The 25357-nt window shown below is 70.4% G+C and carries 25 protein-coding genes; 6 read left to right on the top strand and 19 right to left on the bottom strand.

The features are described 5' to 3' along the window. Positions 1–19: 19 nt before the first annotated feature. The 5 genes from tatC to CHC09_RS12760 all read right to left on the bottom strand — a co-directional run bounded on the left by tatC (position 20) and on the right by CHC09_RS12760 (position 3667). Complete coding sequence (gene tatC / locus CHC09_RS12780; RefSeq protein ID WP_089293286.1) at positions 20–976, bottom strand: twin-arginine translocase subunit TatC; 957 nt, start codon at positions 974–976, stop codon at positions 20–22. Between the two features lie 9 nt (positions 977–985). After that, on the bottom strand, positions 986–1291 hold the full coding sequence (gene tatA, locus CHC09_RS12775; protein ID WP_089293285.1) for a Sec-independent protein translocase subunit TatA: 306 nt from the start codon (positions 1289–1291) through the stop codon (positions 986–988). A 136-nt stretch (positions 1292–1427) separates the two neighbouring features. Continuing rightward, a complete protein-coding gene (locus CHC09_RS12770; RefSeq protein ID WP_089293669.1) occupies positions 1428–1670 on the bottom strand; it encodes a hypothetical protein in 243 nt (80 codons plus the stop codon). Between the two features lie 15 nt (positions 1671–1685). Continuing rightward, positions 1686–2675, bottom strand: a complete 990-nt coding sequence (locus CHC09_RS12765; RefSeq protein WP_089293284.1) for a helix-turn-helix transcriptional regulator — start codon at positions 2673–2675, stop codon at positions 1686–1688. Next, positions 2672–3667, bottom strand: a complete 996-nt coding sequence (locus CHC09_RS12760; protein WP_089293283.1) for a helix-turn-helix transcriptional regulator — start codon at positions 3665–3667, stop codon at positions 2672–2674. Before CHC09_RS12760 ends, CHC09_RS12765 begins: the two co-directional genes overlap by 4 nt. Positions 3668–3761: 94 nt before the next feature. On the opposite strand from CHC09_RS12760, the gene CHC09_RS12755 reads away from it, so the two are divergent. Continuing rightward, positions 3762–4838, top strand: coding sequence for a DUF3866 family protein (locus tag CHC09_RS12755; protein WP_089293282.1), 1077 nt, complete (start codon positions 3762–3764; stop codon positions 4836–4838). Here CHC09_RS12755 and CHC09_RS12750 read toward each other — a convergent pair. The 9 genes from CHC09_RS12750 to arc form a co-directional block, all read right to left on the bottom strand. After that, complete coding sequence (locus tag CHC09_RS12750) at positions 4835–6331, bottom strand: GGDEF domain-containing protein (RefSeq protein WP_239138322.1); 1497 nt, start codon at positions 6329–6331, stop codon at positions 4835–4837. The genes CHC09_RS12755 and CHC09_RS12750 overlap by 4 nt on opposite strands. A gap of 95 nt (positions 6332–6426) precedes the next feature. Next, positions 6427–6642, bottom strand: coding sequence for a hypothetical protein (locus CHC09_RS12745; protein ID WP_089293281.1), 216 nt, complete (start codon positions 6640–6642; stop codon positions 6427–6429). A gap of 65 nt (positions 6643–6707) precedes the next feature. Continuing rightward, positions 6708–8066: a Pup--protein ligase gene (gene pafA, locus CHC09_RS12740; protein WP_089293280.1), complete on the bottom strand. Its 1359-nt coding sequence runs from the start codon at positions 8064–8066 to the stop codon at positions 6708–6710. A gap of 136 nt (positions 8067–8202) precedes the next feature. Further along, complete coding sequence (prcA, locus tag CHC09_RS12735; protein WP_089293279.1) at positions 8203–8997, bottom strand: proteasome subunit alpha; 795 nt, start codon at positions 8995–8997, stop codon at positions 8203–8205. A 32-nt stretch (positions 8998–9029) separates the two neighbouring features. After that, positions 9030–9872 (bottom strand): proteasome subunit beta, encoded by an 843-nt coding sequence (gene prcB / locus CHC09_RS12730; RefSeq protein WP_089293278.1) that lies wholly within the window; start codon positions 9870–9872, stop codon positions 9030–9032. A 190-nt stretch (positions 9873–10062) separates the two neighbouring features. Continuing rightward, on the bottom strand, positions 10063–10278 hold the full coding sequence (locus CHC09_RS12720) for a ubiquitin-like protein Pup (RefSeq protein WP_089293277.1): 216 nt from the start codon (positions 10276–10278) through the stop codon (positions 10063–10065). A 101-nt stretch (positions 10279–10379) separates the two neighbouring features. Further along, on the bottom strand, positions 10380–11897 hold the full coding sequence (gene dop / locus CHC09_RS12715; protein WP_089293276.1) for a depupylase/deamidase Dop: 1518 nt from the start codon (positions 11895–11897) through the stop codon (positions 10380–10382). Between the two features lie 47 nt (positions 11898–11944). After that, a complete protein-coding gene (locus CHC09_RS12710; RefSeq protein ID WP_179277070.1) occupies positions 11945–13219 on the bottom strand; it encodes an acyltransferase family protein in 1275 nt (424 codons plus the stop codon). A 63-nt stretch (positions 13220–13282) separates the two neighbouring features. Further along, the gene (gene arc, locus CHC09_RS12705; protein ID WP_089293274.1) at positions 13283–15064 is read right to left on the bottom strand and encodes a proteasome ATPase; all 1782 of its coding nucleotides are present in this window, start codon (positions 15062–15064) and stop codon (positions 13283–13285) included. Positions 15065–15238: 174 nt separating this feature from the next. Between arc and CHC09_RS12700 the strand changes: the two genes are divergently transcribed. Continuing rightward, complete coding sequence (locus CHC09_RS12700) at positions 15239–15526, top strand: ferredoxin (RefSeq protein WP_089293273.1); 288 nt, start codon at positions 15239–15241, stop codon at positions 15524–15526. A 5-nt stretch (positions 15527–15531) separates the two neighbouring features. Here CHC09_RS12700 and CHC09_RS12695 read toward each other — a convergent pair whose 3' ends face one another. The 3 genes from CHC09_RS12695 to CHC09_RS12685 all read right to left on the bottom strand — a co-directional run bounded on the left by CHC09_RS12695 (position 15532) and on the right by CHC09_RS12685 (position 18341). After that, on the bottom strand, positions 15532–16122 hold the full coding sequence (locus CHC09_RS12695; protein ID WP_179277069.1) for a hypothetical protein: 591 nt from the start codon (positions 16120–16122) through the stop codon (positions 15532–15534). A 64-nt stretch (positions 16123–16186) separates the two neighbouring features. After that, complete coding sequence (locus CHC09_RS12690) at positions 16187–17161, bottom strand: tRNA (adenine-N1)-methyltransferase (RefSeq protein ID WP_179277068.1); 975 nt, start codon at positions 17159–17161, stop codon at positions 16187–16189. A gap of 28 nt (positions 17162–17189) precedes the next feature. Next, positions 17190–18341, bottom strand: a complete 1152-nt coding sequence (locus CHC09_RS12685; protein WP_089293271.1) for a site-2 protease family protein — start codon at positions 18339–18341, stop codon at positions 17190–17192. A gap of 189 nt (positions 18342–18530) precedes the next feature. Between CHC09_RS12685 and CHC09_RS12680 the strand changes: the two genes are divergently transcribed. Together CHC09_RS12680 and CHC09_RS12675 are read left to right on the top strand one after the other, a co-directional pair. After that, entirely contained in the window at positions 18531–19517 is a 987-nt protein-coding gene (locus tag CHC09_RS12680; RefSeq protein WP_307833940.1) for a RecB family exonuclease, read from the top strand. Positions 19518–19707: 190 nt separating this feature from the next. Beyond that, a complete protein-coding gene (locus CHC09_RS12675) occupies positions 19708–20379 on the top strand; it encodes a response regulator (RefSeq protein WP_089293666.1) in 672 nt (223 codons plus the stop codon). Here CHC09_RS12675 and CHC09_RS12670 read toward each other — a convergent pair whose 3' ends face one another. Both CHC09_RS12670 and CHC09_RS12665 read right to left on the bottom strand, forming a co-directional pair. Next, positions 20380–21021 carry an HAD family hydrolase gene (locus CHC09_RS12670; protein WP_089293269.1) on the bottom strand — a complete coding sequence of 214 codons (642 nt, stop codon included), beginning with the start codon at positions 21019–21021 and terminating at the stop codon, positions 20380–20382. 98 nt (positions 21022–21119) lie between these two features. Further along, positions 21120–21812 (bottom strand): neutral zinc metallopeptidase, encoded by a 693-nt coding sequence (locus tag CHC09_RS12665; RefSeq protein WP_089293268.1) that lies wholly within the window; start codon positions 21810–21812, stop codon positions 21120–21122. A 235-nt stretch (positions 21813–22047) separates the two neighbouring features. Between CHC09_RS12665 and CHC09_RS12660 the strand changes: the two genes are divergently transcribed. Both CHC09_RS12660 and CHC09_RS12655 read left to right on the top strand, forming a co-directional pair. After that, the gene (locus CHC09_RS12660; RefSeq protein ID WP_089293267.1) at positions 22048–22824 is read left to right on the top strand and encodes an ABC transporter ATP-binding protein; all 777 of its coding nucleotides are present in this window, start codon (positions 22048–22050) and stop codon (positions 22822–22824) included. Beyond that, positions 22824–25355 carry an ABC transporter permease gene (locus tag CHC09_RS12655; protein WP_089293266.1) on the top strand — a complete coding sequence of 844 codons (2532 nt, stop codon included), beginning with the start codon at positions 22824–22826 and terminating at the stop codon, positions 25353–25355. The genes CHC09_RS12660 and CHC09_RS12655 overlap by 1 nt, the downstream gene beginning before the upstream one ends. The last annotated feature ends 2 nt before the right edge of the window (positions 25356–25357 follow it).

The following is a 25357-nucleotide window of genomic DNA, read 5'->3' as shown; positions in this document are numbered from 1 at the left end:
CGGCCGAGTGCGGGCGAGGTCAGGTCATGTCGTCGAAGCGCTGTTCCAGCGAGCGCGGGCTCTCCACCGGGGTGGGCGACTCGATCGGCGTGGGTTCCGCGATCGGGTCGGACGCGCCGACCGGGATCCGCTCCTCCTCGAGCGTGGAGATCTCGTCGTCGGACAGGCCCGCATAGATCTCCTTGCCGCGGTTCTTGCGCCTGTCGTTGATGAACGACACGCCGACGGCGACGAAGTACAGCGCGCTGATACAGGCGGCGAGCAGGGTCATGCCGAACGGGCCGGGGTCGGGGGTGGCGATCGCCGCGAACGCGAACGCCAGGAACACCACGGTCCGCCACCAGCTGAGCAGCCGGCGGCCGGTGACCACACCGGTGAAGTTCAGCATCAGCAGCAGCAGGGGGAACTCGAACGCGCAGCCGAACAGCAGCAGCATGTTCATCACGAAGCCGACGTACGACGTGACCTCGAGCTTGGTCGGCTCGCCGAGGACACCGGCGTCCATGATGAAGGCGAGGCTGTGGCCGACGACGAAGTAGGCCAGCACCACACCGCCGGTGAACAGCGGAACGGCCAGGCCGACGAACACGTACGCCCACTTGCGCTCGTGACGGTGCAGGCCGGGCGCGACGAAGGCCCAGAGCTGGTAGAGCCAGACCGGTGAACCGACGATCAGGCCGACCCAGAGCGCGATCTTGAGTCGCAGCATCAGCTGGTCGGTGACCGCCAGCGTGATGAACTCGCAGCCACCCGTGTTCGGGTTGAGCGAGCTCGGCAGAACGCAGTATGGGGCCTTCAGGACATCGAAGACCCAGTTGGAGATGATGAAGCCGACGATCAGGCCGGCGACGATGCCCAGCGAGGCGAAAAAGAGCCGACTGCGCAACTCCCGGACGTGCTCGATGAGGGTCATCGAGCCGTCGGAAGCCTGCTCGAACTTGCTGGGTCCCTTGTTACGGCGCAGGCTCAGTGCCATCGCCGGGGATCAGCGGTCGTTGGTGCGCTGCACCGGGTCCACGTACGGCTGGGCCGGGGGCTGCTGGTAACCGGGCTGCGCCTGCGGCTGGCCCGGCTGCTGCACCTCACCCTGCAACGGCTGGCGCGAGTGCTGCGCGTCGGACTTCTCCGCCAGGTTGTCGTTGCCGTCGTCGACGAGCCCCTTGGTCTCGGCCTTGATGATCCGCAGCGAGCGCCCGAGGGAACGCGCCGCGTCCGGCAGCCGCTTCGCGCCGAAGAGCAGCACGAGGACGACGACGAGAAGGATGATGTGCCATGGCTTCATAACGCCCATGGGAGGACTCCAGTCGGTCGGATCAGGTTGCGGGGTCCATCGTACGTGTCAATTCCGGTGATGTTGCACGCCGGAACCTGCGAGATTCTTACGCATTCGCTTCAGGTCCAGGACTTCGGGGCCGGAACTCCGCAGTTCACCGACCGAGGCCGGCCCGGATCTGTTCGGCCTGCTCCTGGGCCTTCCCGGCGCGCTGCTGCACGGCGCGCAGGGTCTGCTCCAGCTTCGCCGCGTCGGCCCGCAGGCGCATCGCCTCCTCCTGCCGGCGCTGCAGCTTGCCGGCCGCCCGGCGCAACTCGGACAACCGGCCGAGCAGCCGAACCGCGGCGACGACCAGGACGATCAGCGCGATCGCCAGCACGGCGATCCAGACCCACATCAGCACGGCGCAACCCTATCCGCCGGCGGGCGGGTCCGCCGCGAGCGCCTGCGGTGCGGCGTACTGGTCGAGGGCGGCGTGGGCCGTCGCGCGGATCTGCTCGACCAGTTCGGGCGGGCCGACCACGGTCACGTCCCGGCCCAGGCCGACCAGGAACCGCTGCGCCCAGCCCAGGTCGGTGACCCGCATGGTGACGTGCCACTCGCCGGGCTCCTTGAGCACCTGCTCGACCGGGTAGTACTCGGTGATCCACCGGCCGGTGCGCCCCACCCGCAGGGTGACCAGGGGCAGCTCCGGCCCGGGCCGGAAGACGCCGCCGCTGACGTCGTGCGGGACCGCCTCGACCGGCGGCCGGGAGGGCTCCGGAAGCTCGAGGAAGGCGTCGATCCGGTCGATCCGGAACATCCGAGTCGCCTCGGCCCGGCGGCACCAGGCCTCGAGGTAGGCGAAGGTGCCCACGGTCAGCATCCGCATCGGGTCGACCACCCGTTCGGTGGTCTCGTCCCGGGCGGGCGTGTAGTAGGTCAGCCGCAGCGCGTGCCCGGAGTCGACCGCCGCCCGCACCTTGGCCAGCTTCTCCTGGTCGGCGGGGAGCTTCACGGCCACCGGGGCGTCCGCCAGGTCGCCGGCCGCGCTCTCGATCTTGGCGAGGGCCCGCTCGATGGCGTCCCGGGAGCCGATCCCGGGTGTCTCGGCAAGCATCCGCAGCGCCACCACCAGGGCGAGCGCCTCGTCCGGGTTGAGCCGCAGGGGCTTGTCGATGCCGGCGTCGTGGCTGATCGTCACCCGGTCGCCGTCGAAGGCCATGTCGATCAGGTCGCCCGGTCCGTACCCGGGCAGGCCGCACACCCAGAGCAGCTCCAGGTCCTCGCGCAGCTGCTTCGGGGTGACGGCCAGGTCGGCGGCGGCCTCGGCGATCAGGATCCCGGGCCGGGCCAGCAGGTAGGGCACCAGGTTGAGCAGGCGGCCGAGCCGGTCGGCGGACGGGGTCCGCGGCGCGCTCACTTCGCACCCGCCGGGGCGGTCCGGTCGTGCCGGGCGGCGAGCTCCTTGAGCTGCTGGATCACCGCGTCACGCAGCTCGGGTGGGCCGTCCGCGCGGGCGTCCGGGCCGTAGCCGGCGATCCGCGAGGCGAGCCACTCCGGATCCCCGTACGAGATGAGAAGTTTGTCGGCATCCGGCCCCGGGACGACCTCGCGCGCCAGCCGGCGCAGACCGGCGGCGCGGCCGTGGCGGACGGTGACCGTCGCGCGGCCGGTGCGGGCGATCGGCCCGGAGCTGCGCGCCACGTGACTGATCAGGTCGGCGTCCTCCGGCGGGGTGAACGCGTCCGGCCGGCCGACCGCGCGGACGTCGCCGACGATCCGGGACAGCCGGAAGCAGCGGGTGGCGCCGCGGTCCTTGTCGTGACCGACCACGTACCACCGGCCTCGCCAGCAGACCACGCCCCACGGCTCCAGCCTGCGGGCACTCGGCTCGTCGACCTCGGGGACGCGATATTTGAAGGTCACCGCGCGGCGCGCCCGGGCGGCCGCGGTCAGCGGCCCGAACGCCGGGTCGACCGTGACCACCGGCTCCACCCCGAGGGTGGCCTGCGGATCCACCTCCACGCCGGCGGCCCGCAGCTTGGCCAGCCCCGACGACGCGGCGGCGGCCAGCCCGGCATGCTGCCAGAGCCGCGCGGCGATGCCCACCGCGGCGGCCTCGTCCGGTTCGAGCAGGATGTCGGGCAGCGCGTACTCACGCTGCGCGATGCGGTAACCCGGCTCCTGGTCGAAGACGCTCGCGGTCCCGGTCTCCAGGGGAACACCGAGTTCCCGCAGCTCGGCCTTGTCCCGCTCGAACTTGCGCTGGAAGGCCTCGTGGTCCCGCGGATCGTCGGGATCGTGCTCGTAGCCGGGCACGGTCGCGGCGATCTGCACAGCGGTCAGGAACCGCCGCGTGGACAGGAGGCAGATCACCAGGTTAACCAGGCGCTCGGTGCGAGTGCGCGACACGACAGGAAACCTAGCAGCCCGCGCATCCCGACCGTTATTCGTGACCCGGGACGCGACCGCATCGACGCCCGCCTCGACCGATAGGGTCCCGCACATGGTGCGGTGGCGGTCCGGGACGGTTCTCGCGGTACGGCGCGGCTGGCGGGGCGCCGTCGAGCTGGACGTCGTCTGCGACGGTGAGCCGACGCGGGCCCTCGCCTACCCCGCGCTCGTCGGCTCCCCCGAGCCCGGCGACCGGGTGCTGCTCAACGTCGGTGCGCTGGTCATGGGCCTCGGGACCGGTGGGTATGCGCTGGTGGTGGCCCTGCCCGACCGGCTCCCCGCGGATCCGGCCGACGACGGGACGACCCGCGCCCGGGGGCATCTGGTCAAGGCCCGCTACACCCCGTTGCAGCCGATCCTGCTCGGTGTGGACGAGGAGGCCTCGCCGCACCGAGCCGTCATGGAGGCGGCCGAGTCCCTCGACGGGATGCCGGTGGTCACCGCGGACCTGCACTCGGCGCTGCCGGCGATCCTGGCCGGGATCCACGCCGACCGGCCCGGCGCCCGCGTCGCGTACGTGATGACCGACGGCGGGGCGCTGCCGGCCTGGTTCTCCCGCACCCTCGACGGCCTCGCCGGTCACCTCGTCGGGACGGTCACCACCGGGCAGGCGTTCGGCGGGGACCTGGAGGCGAGCACGGTGCACACCGGGCTGCTCGCCGCCCGGCACGTCCTGGGCGCGGACGTGACGATCGTGGCGCAGGGGCCGGGCAATCTGGGCACCGGCACCACCTGGGGGTTCTCCGGGGTGGCGCTGGGCGAGGCGGTCAACGCGATCGCGGTGCTCGGCGGGCGTCCGGTGGGATCGCTACGGATCTCCGACGCCGACGGCCGCGACCGGCATCGTGGGGTGTCGCACCACAGCCTCACGGCGTACGGGAAAATCGCTCTGACCAGCGCGGACCTGCCGGTGCCGGAGGGTCTTCCGGCGGACCTGGCCGCCTCGCTGGAACCGTTGCGCGAGCGTCACCGCATCATCGGCGTTCCCGTCGACGGCCTGGACGAGGCGTTGCGGGCAAGCCCGGTGCCGCTCTCGACGATGGGCCGCAAGCTGGACCAGGACCATGTCTACTTCCTGGCCGCGGCCGCCGCCGGGCGGCACGCCGCGGCGCTCCTGGCGTCCCGCTAGGCCGCCAGGGGCATCTCGATCCGGTTCCGTCCCCGGTCCTTGGCCAGGTAGAGCGCCTCGTCGGCCCGTTGCAACAGCTCGTCCGAGGTCTCCTCGCCGTTCCAGACGGCCAGACCGGCCGAGAACGTCTGCCCGAGCGGGGTCACGGCGAGCATCCGGGTCAGCACGAAGTGCCCGTGCGCCGCGTCGGCCCCGGGCAGCAGCACGACGAACTCCTCGCCGCCGTAGCGGGCGATCAGGTCCACCTTGCGGAGCGTGCCGTGCCAGGCCGCGCTGGCCGCCTTGAGCAGCCGGTCACCGGCCGGATGCCCGAACGTGTCGTTGAAGTGTTTGAAGTGGTCCAGGTCGACGATGGCGACGGCGACCGACTCGGCGCCGCGGCGCGCCCGCTCCAGGGCGTGCGGCAGTTCGTCGTTCCAGGCACGCCGGTTCGGCAGCCCGGTCAGCTCGTCCGAGCGAGCCAGGGCGCGCAGCTGTCCGGCCTGCCGCTCGACCTCCCGGAGCAGCCCCGCCATCCGGCCCACCACCAGCAGGAACAGCACGGTCGAACCGACCACGATGCTCCAGCCGTTGGCCAGTTGCCCGTCGCCCAACTGCACCGCGAGCAGACCGGGCGCGATCAGCGAGGCACCGGTCAGCAGCGCCAGCAGCCCGGGACCGAGCCGGGTGGTCTGCTTCTGCGCCGACTGGCCCAGGCGGGTCGCGGCGGGATCCAGGGCGGCGATCCCGAAGAGCGCGAACGCCACCAGGAACACCGATTCCAGCAGCCGCCGGAACCACGGCGTGTCCTCGAGCGTCAGGCCGACGGTGCCGAGATTGTCCAGAACAACCCAGGCGCTGTCGCCGATCAGCAGGGCGGCCAGCGCGCCGCCCAGCCACCACAGCGACGCGCCCCGGCTGCCGCTGCTGCGCAGCAGGCGAACCATCATGGCCAGCAGCAGCAGGTCACCGATCGGGTAGGCGACCTGGGTGGCGTGCGCCCATCGGCCCATCGACTCGTCCAGGTCGATCGGGGCGATCACGTAGATCCAGGCGAGCAGGCCGAAACCGGTGGTGATGGTGGCCGCGTCGAGCAGCGCGCTCCGGTTGCGCCACTCGTCGCGGCGGCGGATCAGGAGGCCCATCCCGACCGCGCACAGCGGGTACAGGCCGAGGAAGAACGGGTCGGCCGGGGTGGGCAGGTCGTCCAGGTGCCAGACGTTCTCACTGATCTTGGCGACCGCGATGCCGGAGGCGTTGCAGAAGACGCCCGCGGCGAAGAACCACCAGGGGGTACGGTCGCGGCGCGGCAGCCGGCGCGCACCGAGCACGATCGCGGCCGCGGCGGACCAGCCGATCGCGATCTGCCAGGTGCAGGTCCACCAGTCATTGTCCGGAATGAACTGGTACGCCGCGAGGGCGAGGAACACCAGCGCGGCGAACGTCGCCTGCGTGGCGAACGCCGCCCGCGCCCGGCGGTGGCGGCCCGCCGTCATCACCGTCTCGAACGTCACCGGGCCAAGAACACGTCGGCCCGGTTGCCGGCGGGTTGCGAATACGCTGTTTTCCGGTCGCGGTCGTCTCCGTCGCCGGGCGCGGCCCGGCCCGGTTACCTGCTGGTGATGATCAGGTAGAGCCAGCCGGCCAGGAGGAGACCGAGGATCAGCGCCATCACCCAGGTCGGGACGATGTGGCGTCCGTGGCGTGCCTCGTGGATCTGCTGGCGGATGCGCTCCCGGCGGCGCTCGGCCCGGCTGAGCCGAGGCTTCTTCCCGGAACCGGAATCTCCGGGCGGTCCGGGCTGGCCGGAGTAGGACGATGTCATAGCCCGGCCAGCGTAGCTCCCGTCACCCGTGGTCGATCAGTCGGCCACATCCGTTGCCAGGTGCCTCACATGCTGGCGATGAGCCGCTCCACGCGCTCGTCGTAGGCGCGGAACGGGTCCTTGCAGAGGACCGTGCGCTGCGCCTGGTCGTTGAGCTTGAGGTGGACCCAGTCCACGGTGAAGTCCCGCCGCTTCTCCTGGGCGTGCCGGATGAACTCGCCGCGCAACCGGGCCCGGGTGGTCTGCGGCGGCGTCTCCTTCGCCTCGAAGATCTGCAGGTCGTTGGCGATGCGGTCGACCTGCTTGCGCTTCTCCATCAGGGCGTAGAGGCCCCGGCCCCGGCGGACGTCGTGATAGGCCAGGTCGAGCTGGGCGATCCGCGGATGCGACATCGGGATGTCGTGCTTGGCCTGGTAGCGCTCGATCAGCTTGTACTTCGTCACCCAGTCGATCTCGCGGGCGACCGGGTCGAGGTTCTCACTCTCGATCGCGGTGAGCACCCGCCCCCAGAGCTCGACGACGCGCTTGGCGACCGGGTCGCCGCCGCGGCGCTCGACGAACTCGGTGGCCTTCGCCAGGTACTCCTGCTGGATCTCGAGCGCGGAGACCTCCTTGTTGTTCGCCAGTCGGATCTTGCGGCGGCCGGTGATGTCGTGGCTGACCTCGCGGATCGCCCGGATCGGGTTCTCCAGGGAGAGATCGCGCATCACCACGCCGGCCTCGATCATGCGCAGCACGATGTCCGCACTGCCGACCTTGAGCAGCGTGGTGACCTCGTTCATGTTCGAGTCGCCGACGATCACGTGCAGGCGGCGGTAACGCTCCGCGTCGGCGTGCGGCTCGTCGCGGGTGTTGATGATCGGCCGGGACCGCGTCGTCGCGCTGGAGACGCCCTCCCAGATGTGCTCGGCGCGCTGGGACAGACAGAAGACCGCGCCGCGCGGCGTCTGCAGCACCTTGCCCGCGCCGCAGATCAGCTGCCGGGTGACCAGGAACGGGATGAGCACGTCCGCGAGCCGGCCGAACTCACCGTGCCGGGAGACCAGGTAGTTCTCGTGGCAGCCGTAGGAGTTGCCGGCCGAGTCGGTGTTGTTCTTGAAGAGGTATATCTCCCCCGCGATGCCCTCGTCGTGCAGACGCTTCTCCGCGTCGACGAGCAGGCCCTCGAGGATCCGCTCGCCGGCCCGGTCGTGCGCGACCAGGTCGGTGACGGAGTCACATTCGGCGGTGGCGTATTCCGGGTGGGAACCGACGTCGAGGTAGAGGCGGGATCCGTTACGAAGGAAGACGTTGCTGCTGCGACCCCACGAGACGACTCGGCGGAACAGGTAGCGGGCCACCTCGTCCGGCGACAGCCGCCGCTGCCCCCGATAGGTACACGTGACTCCGTACTCGGTCTCGAGGCCGAAAATTCGCCGTTCCATGACGAAACACTAGCCGTATCCGAGTCGTAACGGCAGTCACCACGAGGCCCCAGAATCAGGCTTCCGGTAGCTTTTGCCGGGATCGGTCCATGCAGAAACGGGCGCGGCCGGAAGGCCACGCCCGTCTCCTCGATCGTTACTCGGTGTCCTCCGAGGCGGCCGACTCGACCGGCTTGCTGTCGGCCGGTGCCGGCGGGGCCGCGTCGGTCTCACCGAGGTCCGCGTCGGGCACCGACTCGTGCCCGAGCAGGGTCAGCAGAGCGGCGTCGGCGATCCGGCGGAACGTCCGGCCCACCCGGCGCCGGTCCAGCACCGCGACCTCGAGCTGCTTGGCGGTCAACGTGCGGGTCTGCCCGTTCTCCCCACCGACGCTGCCCAGCGCCTCGGCGGCCAGGGCGAGCGCGGTCGGCAGGTCGGCGTTGACGTCGTGCCGCTCACGCAGCACGGCGGAGATCGCCTCGGCCTGCCCGCCCATGGCCATGAAACCGGGCTCGTCGAGCGCCGAGCCGTCGTACATGATCCGGTAGAGCTCGTCCTGGTCCGGGGTGGCGCCGACCTGCGCGATGCAGATCTCCACCTCGTACGGCTTCTGCGTCTCCGAGAAGATCGCACCGAGCGTCTGCGTGTACGCGTTCGCCAGCGCCCGCCCGGTGACGTCCCGGCGGTCGTAGGTGAGCCCGGTCATGTCCGCCATCCGCACGCCGGCCCGGCGCAGGCTCTCGAACTCGTTGTACCGGCCCACCGCGGCGAACGCGATTCGGTCGTAGATCTCGCTGATCTTGCGAAGGGTGGTGATGTTCTCGGCGACGAGCAGGATGCCGCCCTCGTACGAAAGCACCACGGCCGAGCGGCCGCGGGCGATGCCCTTGCGGGCGTACTCCGAGCGGTCCCGCTGGACCTGCTCGGGCGATGCGTAGAACTGCATGGCCACGGGTGGCTACTCCTCTTCTTCCGTAGTGCGGATCAACCGCCCGGGTTCTCCATGCGTCCCGAGACGACCTGCTCGGCCACCGTGGTGATCTCCGCTTCGCTGAGCCGGGTGGTTCCGTTCGCCGTAGCGGTCATCACCACCGGGTAAATCTTGCGGGTGAGGTCGGGCCCGCCGGTCGCGGTGTCGTCGTCCGCGGCGTCGTAGAGCGCCTCGACCGCGAGCCGCACGGCCTCGTCGGTGCTGACGCCCGGCCGGTACTTCTTCTTCAGCGCCGCCTTGGCGAACAGCGAGCCGGAGCCGATCGCCTCGTAGCCGGTCTCCTCATAGAGACCACCGGCCACGTCGAAGCTGAAGATGCGGCCGGCCCGGGCCGAATCCAGCGGCGAGAGGTCGAAGCCGGCGAAGAGCGGGACCACGGCCAGGCCCTGCATCGCCGCGCCCAGATTACCGCGGACCATCGCGGCCAGCCGGTTCGCCTTACCGTCGAGCGAGAGCATCGCGCCCTCGGTCTTCTCGTAGTGCTCCAGCTCCACCTGGAACAGCCGGATCAGCTCGATGCCGATACCGGCGGTGCCGGCGATGCCGATCAGCGAGTAGGAGTCGGCGGGATGGACCTTCTTGATGTCCCTGCTGGCGATCAGGTTTCCCATGGTCGCCCGGCGGTCACCGGCCATCACGACACCCTCGGCCGTCGCGATCGCGATGATCGTGGTGCCGTGCGGCGCGGCGTCGCCGGCGGAGAGGCCCGGCGGCAGCGGTCGTCGGCCCGGCAGCAGCTCCGGGGCCGCCGCGCTCAGGAACTGCGTGAAGGAGGACGTCCCTGTGTTGAGAAAGATGTCCGGCAGACGTCCGGATGGATCAAAGCCCGTCGCCACGTGGTTCCTTTCAGATACGTGATCGCACCGGCGCGGAAGGGCCGCCGCTGCGGTTGAAGAACCATATCCCGCACACCCATCCAGTGCGATGATCTTTAATTCCCGTGTCGTCCACGTCTATGACAGCCGGGCGCCCGAAACGGGCGCCCGGCTGATCCTCGTCCGATCCTGTCGAATCGGACAAACGCTGCTATTCCCCACCCTTTTGCACGTATCCCCGCACAAATTCCTCGGCGTTTTCCTCGAGGACGGAGTCGATCTCGTCCAGCAGGTCGTCCACGTCCTCGGTGAGCTCCGCGTGCCGCTCGGCTACCTCGGGGTTGGCCTCGACGGTGACGTCCTCGATCTCCTGGTCGCTACGACTGCGGTCGCTCTGCGACTGACCACCTGTGTCTCGGGTTGCCATGGATGTCCCCCTTTTCAGCCACCCGAAGCTCTTACAACATCGGGTACCAAAAACCTACCTCGCGGCTGTGACGAAACACCCCCGCCGCAACGGGTGTTTTATTACCGACTGGTGATCATCTCGAGCAGGTCCTTGGCGCTCTCACAGGTGTCGAAGAGGGCGCCGACGTGCTTCCTGGTCCCGCGCTCCGGCTCCATCATCGGCACCCGGACGAGCGACTCCCGCCCGACATCGAAGATCACCGAGTCCCAGCTGGCGGCGACCACTTCGGAGGCGAACTGGGCGAGGCAGCGGCCACGGAAGTACGCCCGGGTGTCCTCCGGCGGCTCGTACATCGCGCGCTGGGTCTCGTCCGGGTCCAGCAGGGTCTTCATCGACCCCCGGGCCACCAGGCGGTGGTAGAGGCCCTTCTCCGGGCGGACATCCGCGTACTGCAGGTCGACCAGCTGCAGCTTGGGCGAGGACCAGTTCAGGTTCTCCCGCTCCCGGTAGCCCTCCAGCAGCCGCAGCTTGGCCACCCAGTCCAAGGTGTCGGAGCAGAGCATCGGGTCCCGGCCGAGCTTGTCGAGCATGTCCTCCCAGCGGTCGAGCACGTCGGTGGTCTGCTCGTCGACGTCGTCGCCGTAGCGCTCGTCCACGAACGCCCGGGCCCGCTCGTAGTACGCCCACTGCAGGTCCAGCGCGGTCAGCCGGCGGCCGTCCCGCAGCCGCATCAGGTGCTTGAGCGACGGGTCGTGGCTGACCGCCTTGAGCTCGCTGACCGGGTCGGCGATGCCCAGCTCGCCGGTGAACACCTTCTCCTCGATCATGTTGAGCACCAGCGAGGTGGTGCCCATCTTGAGGTAGCTGGAGATCTCCGAGAGGTTCGCGTCGCCGATGATCACGTGCAGGCGCCGGTACTTGTCGGCGTCGGCGTGCGGCTCGTCGCGGGTGTTGATGATCGGCCGCTTGAGCGTCGTCTCCAGTCCGACCTCGACCTCGAAGAAGTCGGCCCGGGAGGAGATCTGGAAGCCGGCGCCGCTGCCGTCCTGGCCGAGACCGACCCGGCCGACACCGGTGAAGATCTGCCGGGTCACGAAGAACGGGGTGAGGTGCGCGACGATGTCCGCGAACGGGGTCTGGCGACGCATCAGGTAGTTCTCGTGCGACCCGTACGACGCGCCCTTGTTGTCGGTGTTGTTCTTGTAGAGCTGGATGCGGTGCGCGCCGGGGATGGTGGCGGCCCGCCGGGACGCCTCGGCCATCACCCGCTCGCCGGCCTTGTCCCACTTGACCACGTCGAGGGGGTTGGTGCACTCGGGAGTGCTGTACTCCGGGTGCGCGTGGTCGACGTAGAGCCGGGCGCCATTGGTCAATATCACGTTGGCCAGGCCCAGATCCTCGTCGGCCAGCGCCTCGGCCGGGTCGTAGGCGGCGCCCGAATAGGTGAACCCGCGCGCGTCGCGCAGCGGGGACTCCTCCTCGTAGTCCCAGCGTGCGCGCTGTCCCCGGTTGAGCTCCGGCCGGGCACCGTAGGCGTTGACCACCTGGGACGAGGTCACCATCGGGTTGGCTCCGGGCTGACCGGGCACCGAAATGCCGTACTCGACCTCGGTTCCCATAATTCGTCGAACGCTCATGCGACCACCCTGTCCGCCACGAAGCCAAGCCTGCTCATGCATCGAGCCTAGACGCTCTCACGTTGCAAGCCGAAGCTGCCCGTGCTCGGCGTGCCACCTTCCGTGTTGGCGATGGACACCCGTGTGGCCGGGCCGAACCGGCCCTCCAGGTAGCTCTCGACCCGCCGGCCCAGCTCCTGACCGGGACGTTCGACGAGGTGATAGGCCGCCCAGGAGACCACCAGGGTGCCGACCACGAAGGCGGCGAAGAGCTGGAACGGGTGGTCCCGCAGGAAATGCTGCGCCACGGCGAGCACCGGCATGTGCAAGAGGTAGACGGAGAAGCTGACCAGGCCGAGCCAGGACAGGAAGGCCGGGAAGGCCCGGTTCCGCAGCAGGAAGGCGATCGCGAAGCTGCCGGCGACCGCCCCGGCGACCAGACAGTTGCGCAGCAGCTGAGTCCCGTCCAGCAGCCACTGGTTGATTCCCTGAACGACCGTGACCAGGGTGAGCACAGCCGCGGCCACTCGCCGGTCGAGCTGCCCGTGCTGCGCGCGGTAGATGACGGTGCCGCAGAACATCACCGCCAGCATCAGGGTGGCGTTGCTGGACGACTTGGGGGTGGCGTACCAGGTGGGCTGACCGTTCAGCAGCGGCAGCAGAACCATGCCGAGACCGACGACACCGGCCACCAGGGCGGGGCCGCGGCGGCCGCTGAGGTACGCGGCTACGCAGCCCAGCACCAGCACGACCAGTACCGCGCCGGTGATCCGGCGCCCGTCGAAGGTGCCCGCGAACAGCCCGGGCGGCAGCGCCCGACCGGCGACCAGGACGATCAGCGCCAGACCCGCGGCCCACCACGCGCTGTCCCGGTGCCGTCGCCACACGAACAGTCCGGCCACGATCAGGTAGAAAATCATCTCATAGGAGAGTGTCCACATCGGACGGGTCAAGGTGCGCATGCCGAGTAGATCCGAAAGCATGGTGACGTGCCCCAGGACCGTGGCGACGGTGTCCTTGTAGAACGTCGGCTCCAGCCGCTGCCAGCCGGCGAACACGAGGATCAGACTGACCCCGCCCGCGAGCAGGTAGGCGGGGTAGATCCGGAAGAGCCGGCCGACCCAGAAACGGCGCAAGGAACCGTGCCGTTCCAGCGACATCGGGATGACGTAGCCGCTGACCACGAAGAAGAGCAGAACGCCGTAGCGGCCGAAATCGAAGTGCTCGTGCATCGCCAGGTGCCGCTCACGACCGATAACGGTCGGGCTGAGATGGAAGAGGGCGACGACCACGGCGGCGTACCCACGAAGCGCGTCAAGCCAGGTCAGGCGGGATCGGATCACGCGGGGCAGAATAGCTTGAAGGGTGGCGGGTATCGCCCGCCACCCTTCAGCCTTTAGGTCCGGTTACAGGTACTGACCGGTATTGCTCGCGGTCTCGATGGACCGGCCGGCCTCCGCGCCCTTGCCGCCGGAGACGAGCGTACGGATGTAGACGATCCGCTCACCCTTCTTGCCGGAGATCCGGGCCCAGTCGTCCGGGTTGGTGGTGTTCGGCAGGTCCTCGTTCTCCCGGAACTCGTCGACGCAGCTGTCCAGCAGGTGCTGGAGACGCAGGCCCTTGGTCCCGGAGGTGAGGAACTCCTTGATCGCCATCTTCTTGCCGCGATCGACGATGTTCTGGATCATCGCGCCGGAGTTGAAGTCCTTGAAGTACAGGACTTCCTTGTCACCGTTGGCGTAGGTGACCTCCAGGAAGCGGTTCTCCTCGGACTCCGTGTACATCCGCAGCACGACCGCCTCGATCATCGCGGCGACCGTGGCGTCCCGGTTACCGTCGTGCTCGGTGAGGTCGTCGTCGCTGAGCGGCAGATCGGCCAGGATGTACTTGGCGAAGATGTCCTTCGCCGCCTCGGCGTCCGGCCGCTCGATCTTGATCTTCACGTCGAGACGGCCGGGGCGCAGGATCGCCGGGTCGATCATGTCTTCCCGGTTCGACGCGCCGATGACGATCACGTTCTCCAGGCCCTCGACACCGTCGATCTCGCTGAGCAACTGGGGAACGATGGTGTTCTCCACGTCGCTGGAGACGCCGGAGCCACGGGTCCGGAAGATCGAGTCCATCTCGTCGAAGAAGACGATCACCGGGGTGCCCTCGCCGGCCTTCTCCCGGGCCCGCTGGAAGACCAGGCGGATGTGCCGCTCGGTCTCACCCACGTACTTGTTCAGCAGCTCCGGGCCCTTGATGTTGAGGAAGTAGCTGGTGTGCTTCTCCTCGCCACGACGCTCGGCGATCTTCTTGGCCAGCGAGTTGGCCACCGCCTTCGCGATCAGGGTCTTGCCACAGCCGGGCGGGCCGTAGAGCAGGATGCCCTTCGGCGGGCGCAGCTGGTGCTCCCGGAACAGGTCGGCGTGCAGGAAGGGCAACTCCACCGCGTCGCGGATCTGCTCGATCTGCGAGTGCAGGCCACCGATGTCGGTGTAGTCGACGTCGGGAACCTCCTCCAGGACGAGCTCCTCGACCTCGCTCTTCGGGATCCGCTCGTAGGCATACGCCGAGCGGGGCTCGATCATCAGCGAGTCACCGGCACGGAGCTTCGTGATCTCCAGCGAGTCGGCGAGGAAGACGATGCGCTCCTCGTCGGCGTGGGAGACCACCAGCGCCCGGTCGGCGGGGCCACCGGACGGGTTGTCCAGGACCTCTTTGAGCAGGACGACCTCACCCGTACGCTCGTAGCCGAACGCGTCGACCACGTTGAGCGCGTCGTTGAGCAGGACCTCCTGGCCCCGATTGAGCTCGTCGGCCGCGAGCGACGGCGAGACCGCCACGCGCAGCTTGCGGCCGCCGGTGAAGACATCCACCGTGCCGTCGTCGTGTGCCGAAAGGAAAACACCGTAGCCGCTGGGCGGCTGGGCGAGTCGGTCAATCTCTTCCTTGAGAGTGACGATCTGGGTCCGGGCTTCCTTGAGGGTCGCCACGAGCCGCTCATTGTTCTCTGTCACTCGGGAGAGCTGCGCCTGCGTTGCCGCGAGCCGTTCCTCGAGCTGCCGGACGTGTCGGGGGCTCTCGGTCAACTTTCGCCGAACCAGAGCGAGTTCCTCCTGCAGGAACGCGACCTGACTGGAGAGATCGTTGGCCTCTTTCTCCCATCGTGCGGCGCGGGAGTCCGCTTCGTCGCTACGTGCCACGTCCCACCTCCCCGGGGGGCTCGAACGTCTTGGGTCAACATTAGCTGTTGTGACGCGGATTTCGCCCCATGCAACACCCTCGTCACCGACTCTTGATCGATTGGTGCGACCGCCCATGAGCCGCTCGGATCGGGTTCCGGTACCGTCGGCCGCAAACAGTTGCGGGAGGTAGGGGTGTCGTCAGACACTGATGAGCTGCAGGTCTGGATCGATCAGGACCTGTGCACCGGTGACGGACTCTGCGTCCAGTACGCGCCAGAAGTCTTCGAGTTCGACATCGACGGCCTGGCCTACGTCAAGGACGACGCCGGCGAGTTGCTACAAAACCCGGGGGTCCGCACCGGCGTGCCCCGGCACCTGCTCCTCGAGGTCATCGACTCCGCGAAGGAGTGCCCGGGCGACTGCATCCACGTGGTCCGCGCGGCGGACGGCGTAGCGGTGGCCGGTCCCGGGGCCGAATAGGGGGCTCAGAGCGTGGGGCGTCCCACCAGGGACGCCACCACCCGGGAGAACTCCTCCAGCCGGGCGATCTGCCCCGGGCCGCCGTCGTCCAGGGTCTTGCCGAAGCGCAGCGCGTCGTGGCGCAGCGGCGCCCGGCCCTCCTCCTCGACCAGGCCGGGCGGCGGCACCGCGTCGTCCACCGAGCTGAGCAGCAGGTAGACGTCGATGCTGTCGACCCGGGCCTGCCCACCGGAGGTGCGGGTGAGCCGCCGCCGGCAGCCCACCTCGGTGATCGTGGAGAGCGGCACCACCCGCAGCGACGAGGTCATCGAGCCGGCCGGCCCGTCGCCGGGCGCCACGTCCTCACCGTGCCAGAGCACCAGCCGGCTGCCGTCACAGACGACGACCTCCTGCCAGACCCCGTTCACCTCGTTGACGAAGCGCTCCAGCGTGAAGCAGAGCACCGAGGCGCCGCGGAGCACCCCGAAGAGCGCCTCCAGGGCGACCTCGGGATCACGCAGGTAGGCGCGGGCCGCCGAGTCCAGGTCCGGATAGGGCGACCAGTCCGGAAACACCGCCGGCATCTCGTTGTTGCCGCCGAACGGTGGAGAACTCATCGCGCCCACTCCCTGTCCCCCCATCGATGCCCTGGCGAAAAACTACCGGACTCGGCGGATCCGGTCACTCCCCGGAGGTGTCCGCCGGGCCCTCCTGGCCGGTCTGCTCCTCGCGGCCGGCCGCCGCGGCGGCCAGCGCGGCCTGGGCGGCCCGGCGCAGTGCGTACGCCTCGGCGCCCTTGCTCGGCTTGCGCCGCCGCGCCGGGGCGGTAACCCCGGGCGCCAGCTTGCGTGACGAGATCAGGAACGCGGTGTGCGCGATCATCCGGTGGTCCGGGCGGACCGCCAGGCCGTCCGCGTGCCAGTCGCGGATCAGCGACTCCCAGGCCCGCGGCTCGGTCCAGCCACCCCGCTCGCGCAGCGCCTCGACCAGCTCGGAGAGCTGCGGCGTGGTGGCCACGTAGCCGATGAAGACACCGCCCGGGATCAGTGCGCGCTCGACCATGTCGAGCGCCTCCCACGGGGTCAGCATGTCCAGGACGATCCGGTCGAACCCGGTGATCTCGTTGTCCGCGACGTCACCTTCGTGCAGGTGCCAGGCCGGGTGCGGGCCGCCGAAGAACGCCTCGACGTTCTTGCGGGCGATCGCGGCGAAGTCCGGCCGCAGCTCGTAGCTGTGCACCTCGCCGGTCTCGCCGACGGCACGCAGCAGGGAGCACGTCAGCGCGCCGGAACCGGCGCCCGCCTCGAGCACCTTGGCGCCCGGGAAGACGTCGCCCATCGCGACGATCTGCGCCGCGTCCTTCGGATAGATCACCTGCGCGCCGCGCGGCATGGAGAGCACGTAGTCGCTGAGCAGCGGGCGCAGCGCCAGGTACTGCGTACCGCTGGTGGCGGTGATCACACTGCCGTCCGGCAGACCGATGAGCTGGTCGTGCTCCAGCGCGCCGCGGTGGGTGTGGAACGCCTTGCCGGACTCCAGCACGATCGTGTGCATCCGGCCTTTCGGGTCGGTCAGCTGGACGCGGTCACCCGCCCGGAACGGGCCGCGGTGGGCCGGCAGTTGTTCGTCGACGGCGGTGGCCGGGATCGTGGTCACTGACTCTTCTCTCAGTTCTTCGAGCTTCTCAGGTGCGCTGGGCCCGCCGCGGTTCGAGGACGGCCGCGACGTCGGCGACCCGCAGGACGCCGATGACATCCTCGCCTGCCGTCACCAGGTACTGCGCACCCGGGTGGGCCTGCAGCTCGCGGACCACCTGCTCACCGGTGAGCTCGACCGGCAGGCTGGTCAGCCCGTCCCGGGACCGGGACACGCTCTCCACGCTCACCCAGGGGCGCCGGTCGACCGGCACTCGCTCGGCGGCGACCGGATCGACCAGAGCGGTGAGGCTACCCGCCGAGTCGGTGACCGCGAGCACCACGTCCGGCCGCGGGTCCTCGGCCCGGCGCCGCTGCGCCTCGCCGAGCGGCGTGCCGGCCGGCACCGCCAGCAGCGGCCGGGCCAGCCGGCCCAGGTCGATCAGCGGGAAACGCCCGGTCATCCGGCCCAGCCGGATCGACTGCCCGGCCCCGTGCCAGAGGGTCAGCGTGACCAGCAGCACGAACAGCATCCCGAAGAGGGTGAGGATGCCCAGTTGGTAGAGGGCCAGCACGACGACCGCGGCGCCGAAGGCCAGCACCCGCCCGGCCCAGCCGGCCATCACGGTGGCCCGGTTGCGGTCCTTGAGCAGCGCCCACATGGCGGCGCGCAGGGCCCGGCCGCCGTCCAGCGGCAGGCCCGGCAGCACGTTGAAGGCCGCCACCAGCACGTTGCTGACCGCGAGCTGGAAGGCGATCTGCCCCGGCACGGTGTCCTCCGGCAGCACCAGCGCGGCTCCGGTGGCCACGCCGCCGAGCAGCAGCGACACCAGCGGGCCGGCCAGCGAGACGAGCGCGTCGACGCGGGGGCTGGGCGCGTCGCGCTCCATCTCGGTCCAGCCGCTGAGCAGCTCCAGGGTGATCCGGCGCACGCCGATCCCGTTGCGCCGGGCGATCACCGCGTGGCCCAGCTCGTGCAGCAGCACCGAGCCGAGCAGGCAGGCCACGAAACCCAGACCGATCAGGTACGCCCAGGGCTGCTCGAGGCCCAGCTCAGCCCGCGCGTAATTGCCGTAGACCACCGTGACCAGCAGCGCGAGCAGCACCATCGAGCCGTTCGCATGCACCGGGATGCCCAGCACACGCCCCACCGGGCGGCCCCCGGGCGGCACCGGCGGCCTGCGCGTCGCGCTCTCCTCCATCCGATTGATGCTACGGACCCGCCGCGTCTCGCGTGGATCTTGCATTTGCCTGGCGGGTGTCCACCGTTATCGTCGTACCCCTGCCCTAGCCTGGCTGGCATGACGGCACAGACGGTGTTTCCTCCCCCGCAGCCTCGGCCCGGCGGTCCAGCCGCCGCTTCCCCCGCCACGTCGGCCGGGCGACCGGGCCTGGGTGACCGGCCCGCCGGGCCGTCGCTGTCACCGTCGCGCGCGGCCGACTTCAAGACCTGCCCGCTGCTGTTCCGCTTCCGCACCATCGACAAGCTGCCCGAGCGTCCCTCCGCCGACCAGGTGCGGGGCACGCTGGTGCACGCCGTGCTGGAGCGGCTCTTCGACCTGCCCGCCGCCGGGCGCACCCCCGAGGCCGCGGCCGCCCTGGTCGCGCCGGAGTGGGAGCGGCTGGTCACCCACGAGCCGGAGCTGGCCACGCTCTTCGCGCAGGAGCCGGGTGTGGGACACGCCACTGACCCGCTCCGCGATCCCGCCGCCGTGGCCGCCGAGGCCGACGCGGCCGGGCAGATCTCCCTCGTCGACGCCCCGGCCGGCGCCGCCGAGGCGGCTCGGCTGGCGGCCTTCCTTGCCGGCGCCCGCAACCTGCTCAACGGCTACTTCGCGGTGGAGGACCCGCAGCGGTTGGAGCCCGCCGAGCGGGAGACGCTGATCGCCACGACGATCGACGACGAGCTGCTGATCCGCGGCTATGTCGACCGCCTCGACGTCTCCCCCGCCGGTGACCTGCGCGTGGTCGACTACAAGACCGGCGGCGCGCCGCGCGAGGCCTTCGAGGGCCGGGCCCTGTTCCAGCTGAAGTTCTACGCCCTGGTCCTGTGGCGGACCCGCGGGGTCGTGCCCCGCGTCCTGCGCCTGCTCTACCTCAAGGACGCCGAGGTCCTCGACTACAGCCCGGACGCCGGCGAGCTGGAGCGCTTCGAGCGCACCCTGGTCGCCCTCTCCCAGGCCGTCGAGCGCGCCAAGCGCGACCAGGACTTCCGCCCCAAGCGCAGCCGTCTCTGCGGCTGGTGCAACCACCAGGCGCTCTGCCCCGAGTTCGGCGGCACCCCGCCGCCGTTCCCGTCGGCCCCTGCCGACGGCCTGCCCACCGACTCCGAGCCCGACCGTCTGGCCACCGCCGTCCGGGACGATCTCGTTGCCTGACCATCCGCCCGTCCCGCCCGGTGACCCGCGGGCCACGACGAAGCCGGACCCGCCTGGCGACCCGCGGGCCACGACGAAGCCGGACCCTCCCGGCGACCCGCGGGCCACGAAGAAACCGGACCTAACCGGCGACCCGCGGGCCACGACAAGACCGGACCCAGCCGGTGACCCGCGGGCCGCCAGGAGGCCGATCCGGCTGCTCCTCGCGGATTCGTCGGCTCTGCACCGGGCCGGGCTAAGGACCGTCCTCACCGGCTCCGGCACGGAGGGCGGGGCGGAGCTGGTCGTCGCGGGCGAGGCCGCCGACGGGGCGGAAGCCGTGGAGCTGGCCCGCCGGCTGCTGCCGGACGTGCTCGTCGCCGACGTGGCACTGCCCAGGATGGACGGTGCGGCGGTGGCACGGGCGATCGTCGCGGCGCGGCTGCCGGTGCCGGTGCTCGCGCTCACCGCACACGACGGCGACGAGGAGCTGATGGAGCTGCTCGGCGCCGGCGCCACCGGCTACCTGTGCAAGGACGCGCCCCCGGAGGAGCTCTCCACGGCGATCCGCGCGGTCGCGGCCGGTGGCGCGGTGATCACGCCCCAGGTCCTGGCCCGGGCCCTGCCGCGCTTCGTCGCGGCGGCGTCCACGACCGGTGCCGGGAAGGTCGTCGACCTGCGCTCACTGACCGGACGTGAACGGGAGGTCCTGATGCACGTGGCGCGCGGTCACACCAACGCGGAGATCGCCGAGGTGTTGCGGGTCAGCGAGACCACGGTGAAGACCCACGTCGGTCACATGCTGGCCAAGCTGCGGCTGCGCGACCGGACCCAGGCGGTCGTCCTCGCCTACGAGACCGGCCTGGTCAAACCGGGTGGCTGATCAGAACGGCCGGCGCAACCCGGCCAGGTGAGCCAGGTCGACGCCGGCCAGCGACGAGCGCAGGTGAACCCCGTCGGCCGACGGCAACGCGACGTCGGACGGCACCGCGACCACCACCGCCCCGGAGGCGACCGCGCTGGCCACCCCGCTCGGCGAGTCCTCGATCGCCACGCACTCCGCGATCGGCACGCCGAGCATCCTGGCCGCGGTCAGGTACGGCTCCGGGTCGGGCTTCGGCGCACGCACCTCGTCGCCGCAGACCGACACGTCGAAGTTCTCCGCGCCGAGCGTCTTCAGCGCGACCTCGGCCAGCCGCCGACCGGTCGAGGTGACCAGCGCGGTCGGCACGCCCGCCGCCCGGACCGCCAGCAGCAGTTCCCGCGCGCCTGGCCGCCAGACCAGCCCGTCGGCGAAGAGCTCCGCGACCCGCTCGGTGAGCCAGGCGGCGTCCTCGGCGTACGGCCGGTCCGGCTGGCCCAGATCCTCACGGAAGATCGCCATGCTGACCGGCATGCTGTTGCCGACCATGGCCAGTCGCGCCGCGGCGGAGAGCCGGCCACCGGCGTGCACGGCCAGGTCCTCCAGCGCGACGCCCCACAGCTTCTCGCTGTCGACGAGCGTGCCGTCCATGTCGAAGAGCACCGCGGCGGGTCGTGTCGAGCTCAGCGGAATCTCCCCAGGTCGGCGAAAGCAGAGCGCCTATTCTTCGGCTCCGCGACCGCCCCGGCCGAACGAATGTCTCAGAGGTCACACACCTTCAGCGAGTCCTGGTAGCCACCGGCGAACGAGTTGATCCGCTGTTCCGGGGAGCCGTGTGAGCCCTCGGCGAACCACGGCTGCCCGGGGGCGTCACCCACCGACTCCAAGCCGCTGGCGAGCTCGGCGGTGTCGCCGCGGTCCAGGGTGAGCCGCCCGACGCGCACCTCGTCACCGATGAACGCGCCGGCCATGCAGTCGGCCTGCAGCTCCTGCTGGATGGTGAACTGCTTCTCGATGCCGAGCCGGGCCTGGATGCCGTGCGCGTACTCATGGCCGAGCAGGTAGTACAGGAACGCGTCGCCGATCTGCCGGTACATCCCGAAGGCCCAGTTCACGTCGTACGCGATGAAGTCCCCGGCCGAGCAGTACGCCGCGTTGTTGCGGGGCAGCGGGTCCCGGCCACAGCTGACCTCGCCCTCCCGCTCGTACGGAATCAGCTCCCGTACCGCCCGGAACCGCTGGTTCTGCCCGTCGAAGACCTGGCCCCAGTACGCCTCGGCGACCTGCTGCGCGACCTGGATGTCGGCGACGAACTCCTCCCGGGTGTCGGTGCCCTCGAGGGTGGTCGATCTGCTGACCTCGGGGGCCGGAGCGGGACGGTCGTCGGGCGGCGGGACCGTGCCGCAGCCGGCGAGCAGCAGAATCGTCAGGAAAGCGGCGAGTCGAGCGGACATGACGGTCCTCCTGAGCGGCCGGGAATTCCACCCTAGACGGAAGACCCCAACCTCCGCCGTCGCGGCGAGTCCATCGCTAGCAGTCAGGGGCAACCCTGAATCCACCTAAGGACCTCCCCCAGCGAAATCTCAGCGTCGGGCTACTCCACAGGACGGACGCCGCCCTCCGATTCCACCGTGAGACTGGGCTGGCCGACCGGAGCACCGTGCTCCGGCCAGGCCAGAGTTCAGGGGGATGACGACGGTGACAGCGACGAATGCCGGCGGGCCGGTGGCGGCGCGCGCGGACGAGATCTGGAAGATCTACGGCACCGGCGAGGCGCGGGTCACCGCGTTGCGCGGGGTGTCCGCCGAGTTCGGACGGGGCCGGTTCACGGCGATCATGGGTCCGTCCGGCAGCGGCAAGTCGACCCTCATGCACTGCCTCGCCGGACTGGACACGGTCGACAAGGGCACCGCGCACATCGGCGGCACCGAGATCAGCAAGCTCGGCGACAAGGCGCTGACCCGGCTGCGCCGGGACCGGATCGGCTTCATCTTCCAGCAGTTCAACCTGCTGCCGACGCTGAGCGCGGCGGAGAACATCAGGTTGCCGCTGGCCATCGCCGGCCGCAAGGCCGACCCGCAGTGGTGGGACCTCGTGATCGACACGGTCGGCCTGCGGGACCGGCTCGGGCACCGGCCAAGCCAGCTCTCCGGCGGTCAGCAGCAGCGGGTCGCCTGCGCCCGCGCGCTGATGGGCCGGCCCGACGTGATCTTCGCGGACGAGCCGACCGGCAATCTGGACTCCCGTTCCGGCGCCGAGGTGCTGTCGTTCCTGCGCGCCTCGGTCCGGGAGCACGGCCAGACCATCGTCATGGTCACCCACGACCCGGTCGCCGCGAGCTACGCGGACCGGGTGGTCTTCCTCGCCGACGGCAGCATCGTCGACGAGCTGGCCGACCCGACCGCGGAGACCGTGCTGGACACCATGAAGCGGCTCGACACGCACACCGACCCGGTGATGCTCTGATGCTGCGCGCCACCCTGAAGAGCCTGCTCGCCCGCAAGCTGCGGCTGGTCCTGTCCGGGCTGGCCGTGGTGCTGGGCGTGATGTTCGTGTCCGGCTCGTTCGTGGTCACCGACACGCTCAACCGCACCTTCGACTCGATCTTCGCGGACGCGTTCTCCGCGACCGACGTCTCGGTCCGCGCGAAACCCAAGATCGAAGTCTCCGAACTGGACGGTGAGGAGGTCGCGGCACCGCTCCCGGCGGCGACCGTCGACAAGATCAAGACCATTTCCGGGGTACGGTCGGCGACCGGCCGCGTCGACGCCGACGGCGCCCGGGTGATCGGCAGCGACGGCAAGGTCCTCACCTCGATGGGGCCGCCCCGGCTGGGCGGCAACTGGACCGGCGCCGACGGGCTGATGGAGCTGCGCGAGGGCCGCGGCCCGACGGCCGACACCGAGATCGCGGTCAACGCGAACACCGCCGAGCTCGCGGGCCTGAAGGTCGGCGACCGGGTCGGTGTGCTCACCCTCGAGCCGAAGCACGAGTTCACCCTGGTCGGCATCTGGGGCTACAGCGGCGGCCGGGACAGCATCGGCGGCGTCCAGGAGGTCGCCTTCACCACGCCGGTCGCGCAGAAACTGATGCTCGGCGCGCCCGGCTCCTTCACCTCGGTCGTGGTCGACGCCGCCGACGGGGTGACTCCGGAGCAGGTGCGCGACCGGGTGGCCGCCGCGCTCGGGGCGGACTACGAGGTGAGGACCGGCAAGCAGCTCGCCGAGGAGAGCGCCGACAGCATCCAGGAGGGGCTGGCGTTCTTCAACCAGATCCTGCTCGGCTTCGCCGGAGTTGCGCTGTTCGTCGGGATCTTCCTCATCCTCAACACCTTCTCGATCATCGTGGCGCAGCGGACCAAGGAGCTGGCCCTGCTGCGTGCGATGGGCGCGAGCCGCCGCCAGGTGATCGGCTCGGTGCTGGTCGAAGCGGTCATGATCGGCCTGATCGCCGCCGTCCTCGGCCTGGCCGCGGGCGTCGGGGCGGGCGGTGGCCTGGCGTACCTCTTCGGCTCCTTCTCCGATCTGACCCTGGCCTCGATCAGCGTCCCGCTCTCCGCCGTGATCAGCGCCTTCGTGGTCGGCCTGGTGGTCACCGTGATCGCCGCGGTGCTGCCCGCGCTGCGCGCCTCGCGGATCGCCCCGATCGCCGCGATGCAGGAGGTGAGCATCCCGGACCGGCCGCTCACCCGGCTCAGTGTCGCCGGCGGCCTGGTCTTCTCGGCCGGTGCGGCCACCCTCGGCGTCGGGCTCTTCGCGGACGCCGGTGACGCCACGCTGTGGCTGATCCTCGGCGGCGTGCTCGTCTCGTTCATCGGGGTCGCCCTGCTCACGCCGCTGATCAGCAAGCCGGTGATCGGAGCGCTGGGCCGGCTCTTCTCCTGGTCGGTGCCGGGCCGGCTGGGCCGGCTCAACTCGGGCCGCAACCCGCGCCGGACCGCGATCACCGCAGCCGCGCTGATGGTCGGGATCGCCCTGGTCACCGGGGTCACCGTGATCATGGACTCGGCGAAGAGCAGCCTCAAGGCGGAGGCCGCGGAGATCCTCAAGGCCCAGATCATGATCAGCGGGGATCAGACCGGGCCACGGCCGCCGACCTACGACCCGGCCGTGATCGACAAGACCGCCGCGCTGCCGGGGGTACGTGCGGCCGCCGGGCTCTGGAACGACATGGTCACGATCGACGGCGAGCAGCAGTACGTGACCGCGACCAAGGATCTGAGCACGCTCGCCGAGGCGTACGGGACGACCGCGACGCCGCTGACCGCCGACCAGATCGCGGTCAGCCGGCCGACCGCGGACGAGGAGCACTGGCAGGTCGGACAGCAGGTGACCGTGCAGACGGCCCGAGGCGACCCGCACAAATACACGATCGCCACGATCTTCGCCAAGGACTCGCTACCGGGCAGCGTCATCCTGCCGTCCGCCGCGATCAGCGGCTTCGGGCTCACCCAGCCGCTGCTCGGCTTCGTGCGGCTCGACGACGGTGTCGCGATCTCGTCGGTGCTGCCGCAGGTCAAGCAGTTGCTGGCGGACAGCCCGGAGGTGTCGGCGACGGACGCGGCGACCTTCGTCGACCAGCAGGCCGCCCAGTTCGACCAGATCATCACGATGATCCAGATCCTGCTCGGGCTGGCCATCCTGATCGCCGTGCTCGGCGTGGTGAACACCCTCGCGCTGTCGGTGCTGGAACGCACCCGTGAGCTGGGGCTGCTGCGCGCGGTCGGGCTGGGCCGGGCGCAGACCATGCGGATGATCACCGTGGAGGCGGTGGTGATCTCGGTCTTCGGAGCGCTCCTCGGAGTGGCGGTCGGAGCCGGGATGGGCACGGCGGTGGCTCACGCCCTGGCCGACGACGGCATCACCGAGATCGTGCTCCCGTGGGCCCGGATGGGCACCTATCTGGGGCTCGCCGCCCTGGTCGGCGTCGTGGCGGCGGTGGTCCCGGCGATCCGCGCCGCCCGGCTCAACGTCCTGGGCGCCATCGCCCACGACTGATC

The organism is Actinoplanes regularis (genome assembly GCF_900188005.1).
Lineage (GTDB): Bacteria > Actinomycetota > Actinomycetes > Mycobacteriales > Micromonosporaceae > Actinoplanes > Actinoplanes regularis.
This window is presented reverse-complemented; position numbering and strand designations above follow the sequence as displayed.

Bases quoted from the DNA above. Each gene is read 5' to 3' on its own strand.
- CHC09_RS12770 (WP_089293669.1), bottom strand. From the start codon at position 1,670: ATGTGGGTCTGGATCGCCGTGCTGGCGATCGCGCTGATCGTCCTGGTC.
- tatC (WP_089293286.1), bottom strand. From the start codon at position 976: ATGGCACTGAGCCTGCGCCGTAACAAGGGACCCAGCAAGTTCGAGCAG.
- CHC09_RS12745 (WP_089293281.1), bottom strand. From the start codon at position 6,642: ATGACATCGTCCTACTCCGGCCAGCCCGGACCGCCCGGAGATTCCGGT.
- pafA (WP_089293280.1), bottom strand. From the start codon at position 8,066: ATGGAACGGCGAATTTTCGGCCTCGAGACCGAGTACGGAGTCACGTGT.
- CHC09_RS12755 (WP_089293282.1), top strand. From the start codon at position 3,762: ATGGTGCGGTGGCGGTCCGGGACGGTTCTCGCGGTACGGCGCGGCTGG.
- CHC09_RS12660 (WP_089293267.1), top strand. From the start codon at position 22,048: ATGACGACGGTGACAGCGACGAATGCCGGCGGGCCGGTGGCGGCGCGC.
- tatA (WP_089293285.1), bottom strand. From the start codon at position 1,291: ATGGGCGTTATGAAGCCATGGCACATCATCCTTCTCGTCGTCGTCCTC.
- dop (WP_089293276.1), bottom strand. From the start codon at position 11,897: ATGAGCGTTCGACGAATTATGGGAACCGAGGTCGAGTACGGCATTTCG.
- CHC09_RS12720 (WP_089293277.1), bottom strand. From the start codon at position 10,278: ATGGCAACCCGAGACACAGGTGGTCAGTCGCAGAGCGACCGCAGTCGT.
- CHC09_RS12665 (WP_089293268.1), bottom strand. From the start codon at position 21,812: ATGTCCGCTCGACTCGCCGCTTTCCTGACGATTCTGCTGCTCGCCGGC.
- CHC09_RS12685 (WP_089293271.1), bottom strand. From the start codon at position 18,341: ATGGAGGAGAGCGCGACGCGCAGGCCGCCGGTGCCGCCCGGGGGCCGC.
- CHC09_RS12695 (WP_179277069.1), bottom strand. From the start codon at position 16,122: ATGAGTTCTCCACCGTTCGGCGGCAACAACGAGATGCCGGCGGTGTTT.
- CHC09_RS12655 (WP_089293266.1), top strand. From the start codon at position 22,824: ATGCTGCGCGCCACCCTGAAGAGCCTGCTCGCCCGCAAGCTGCGGCTG.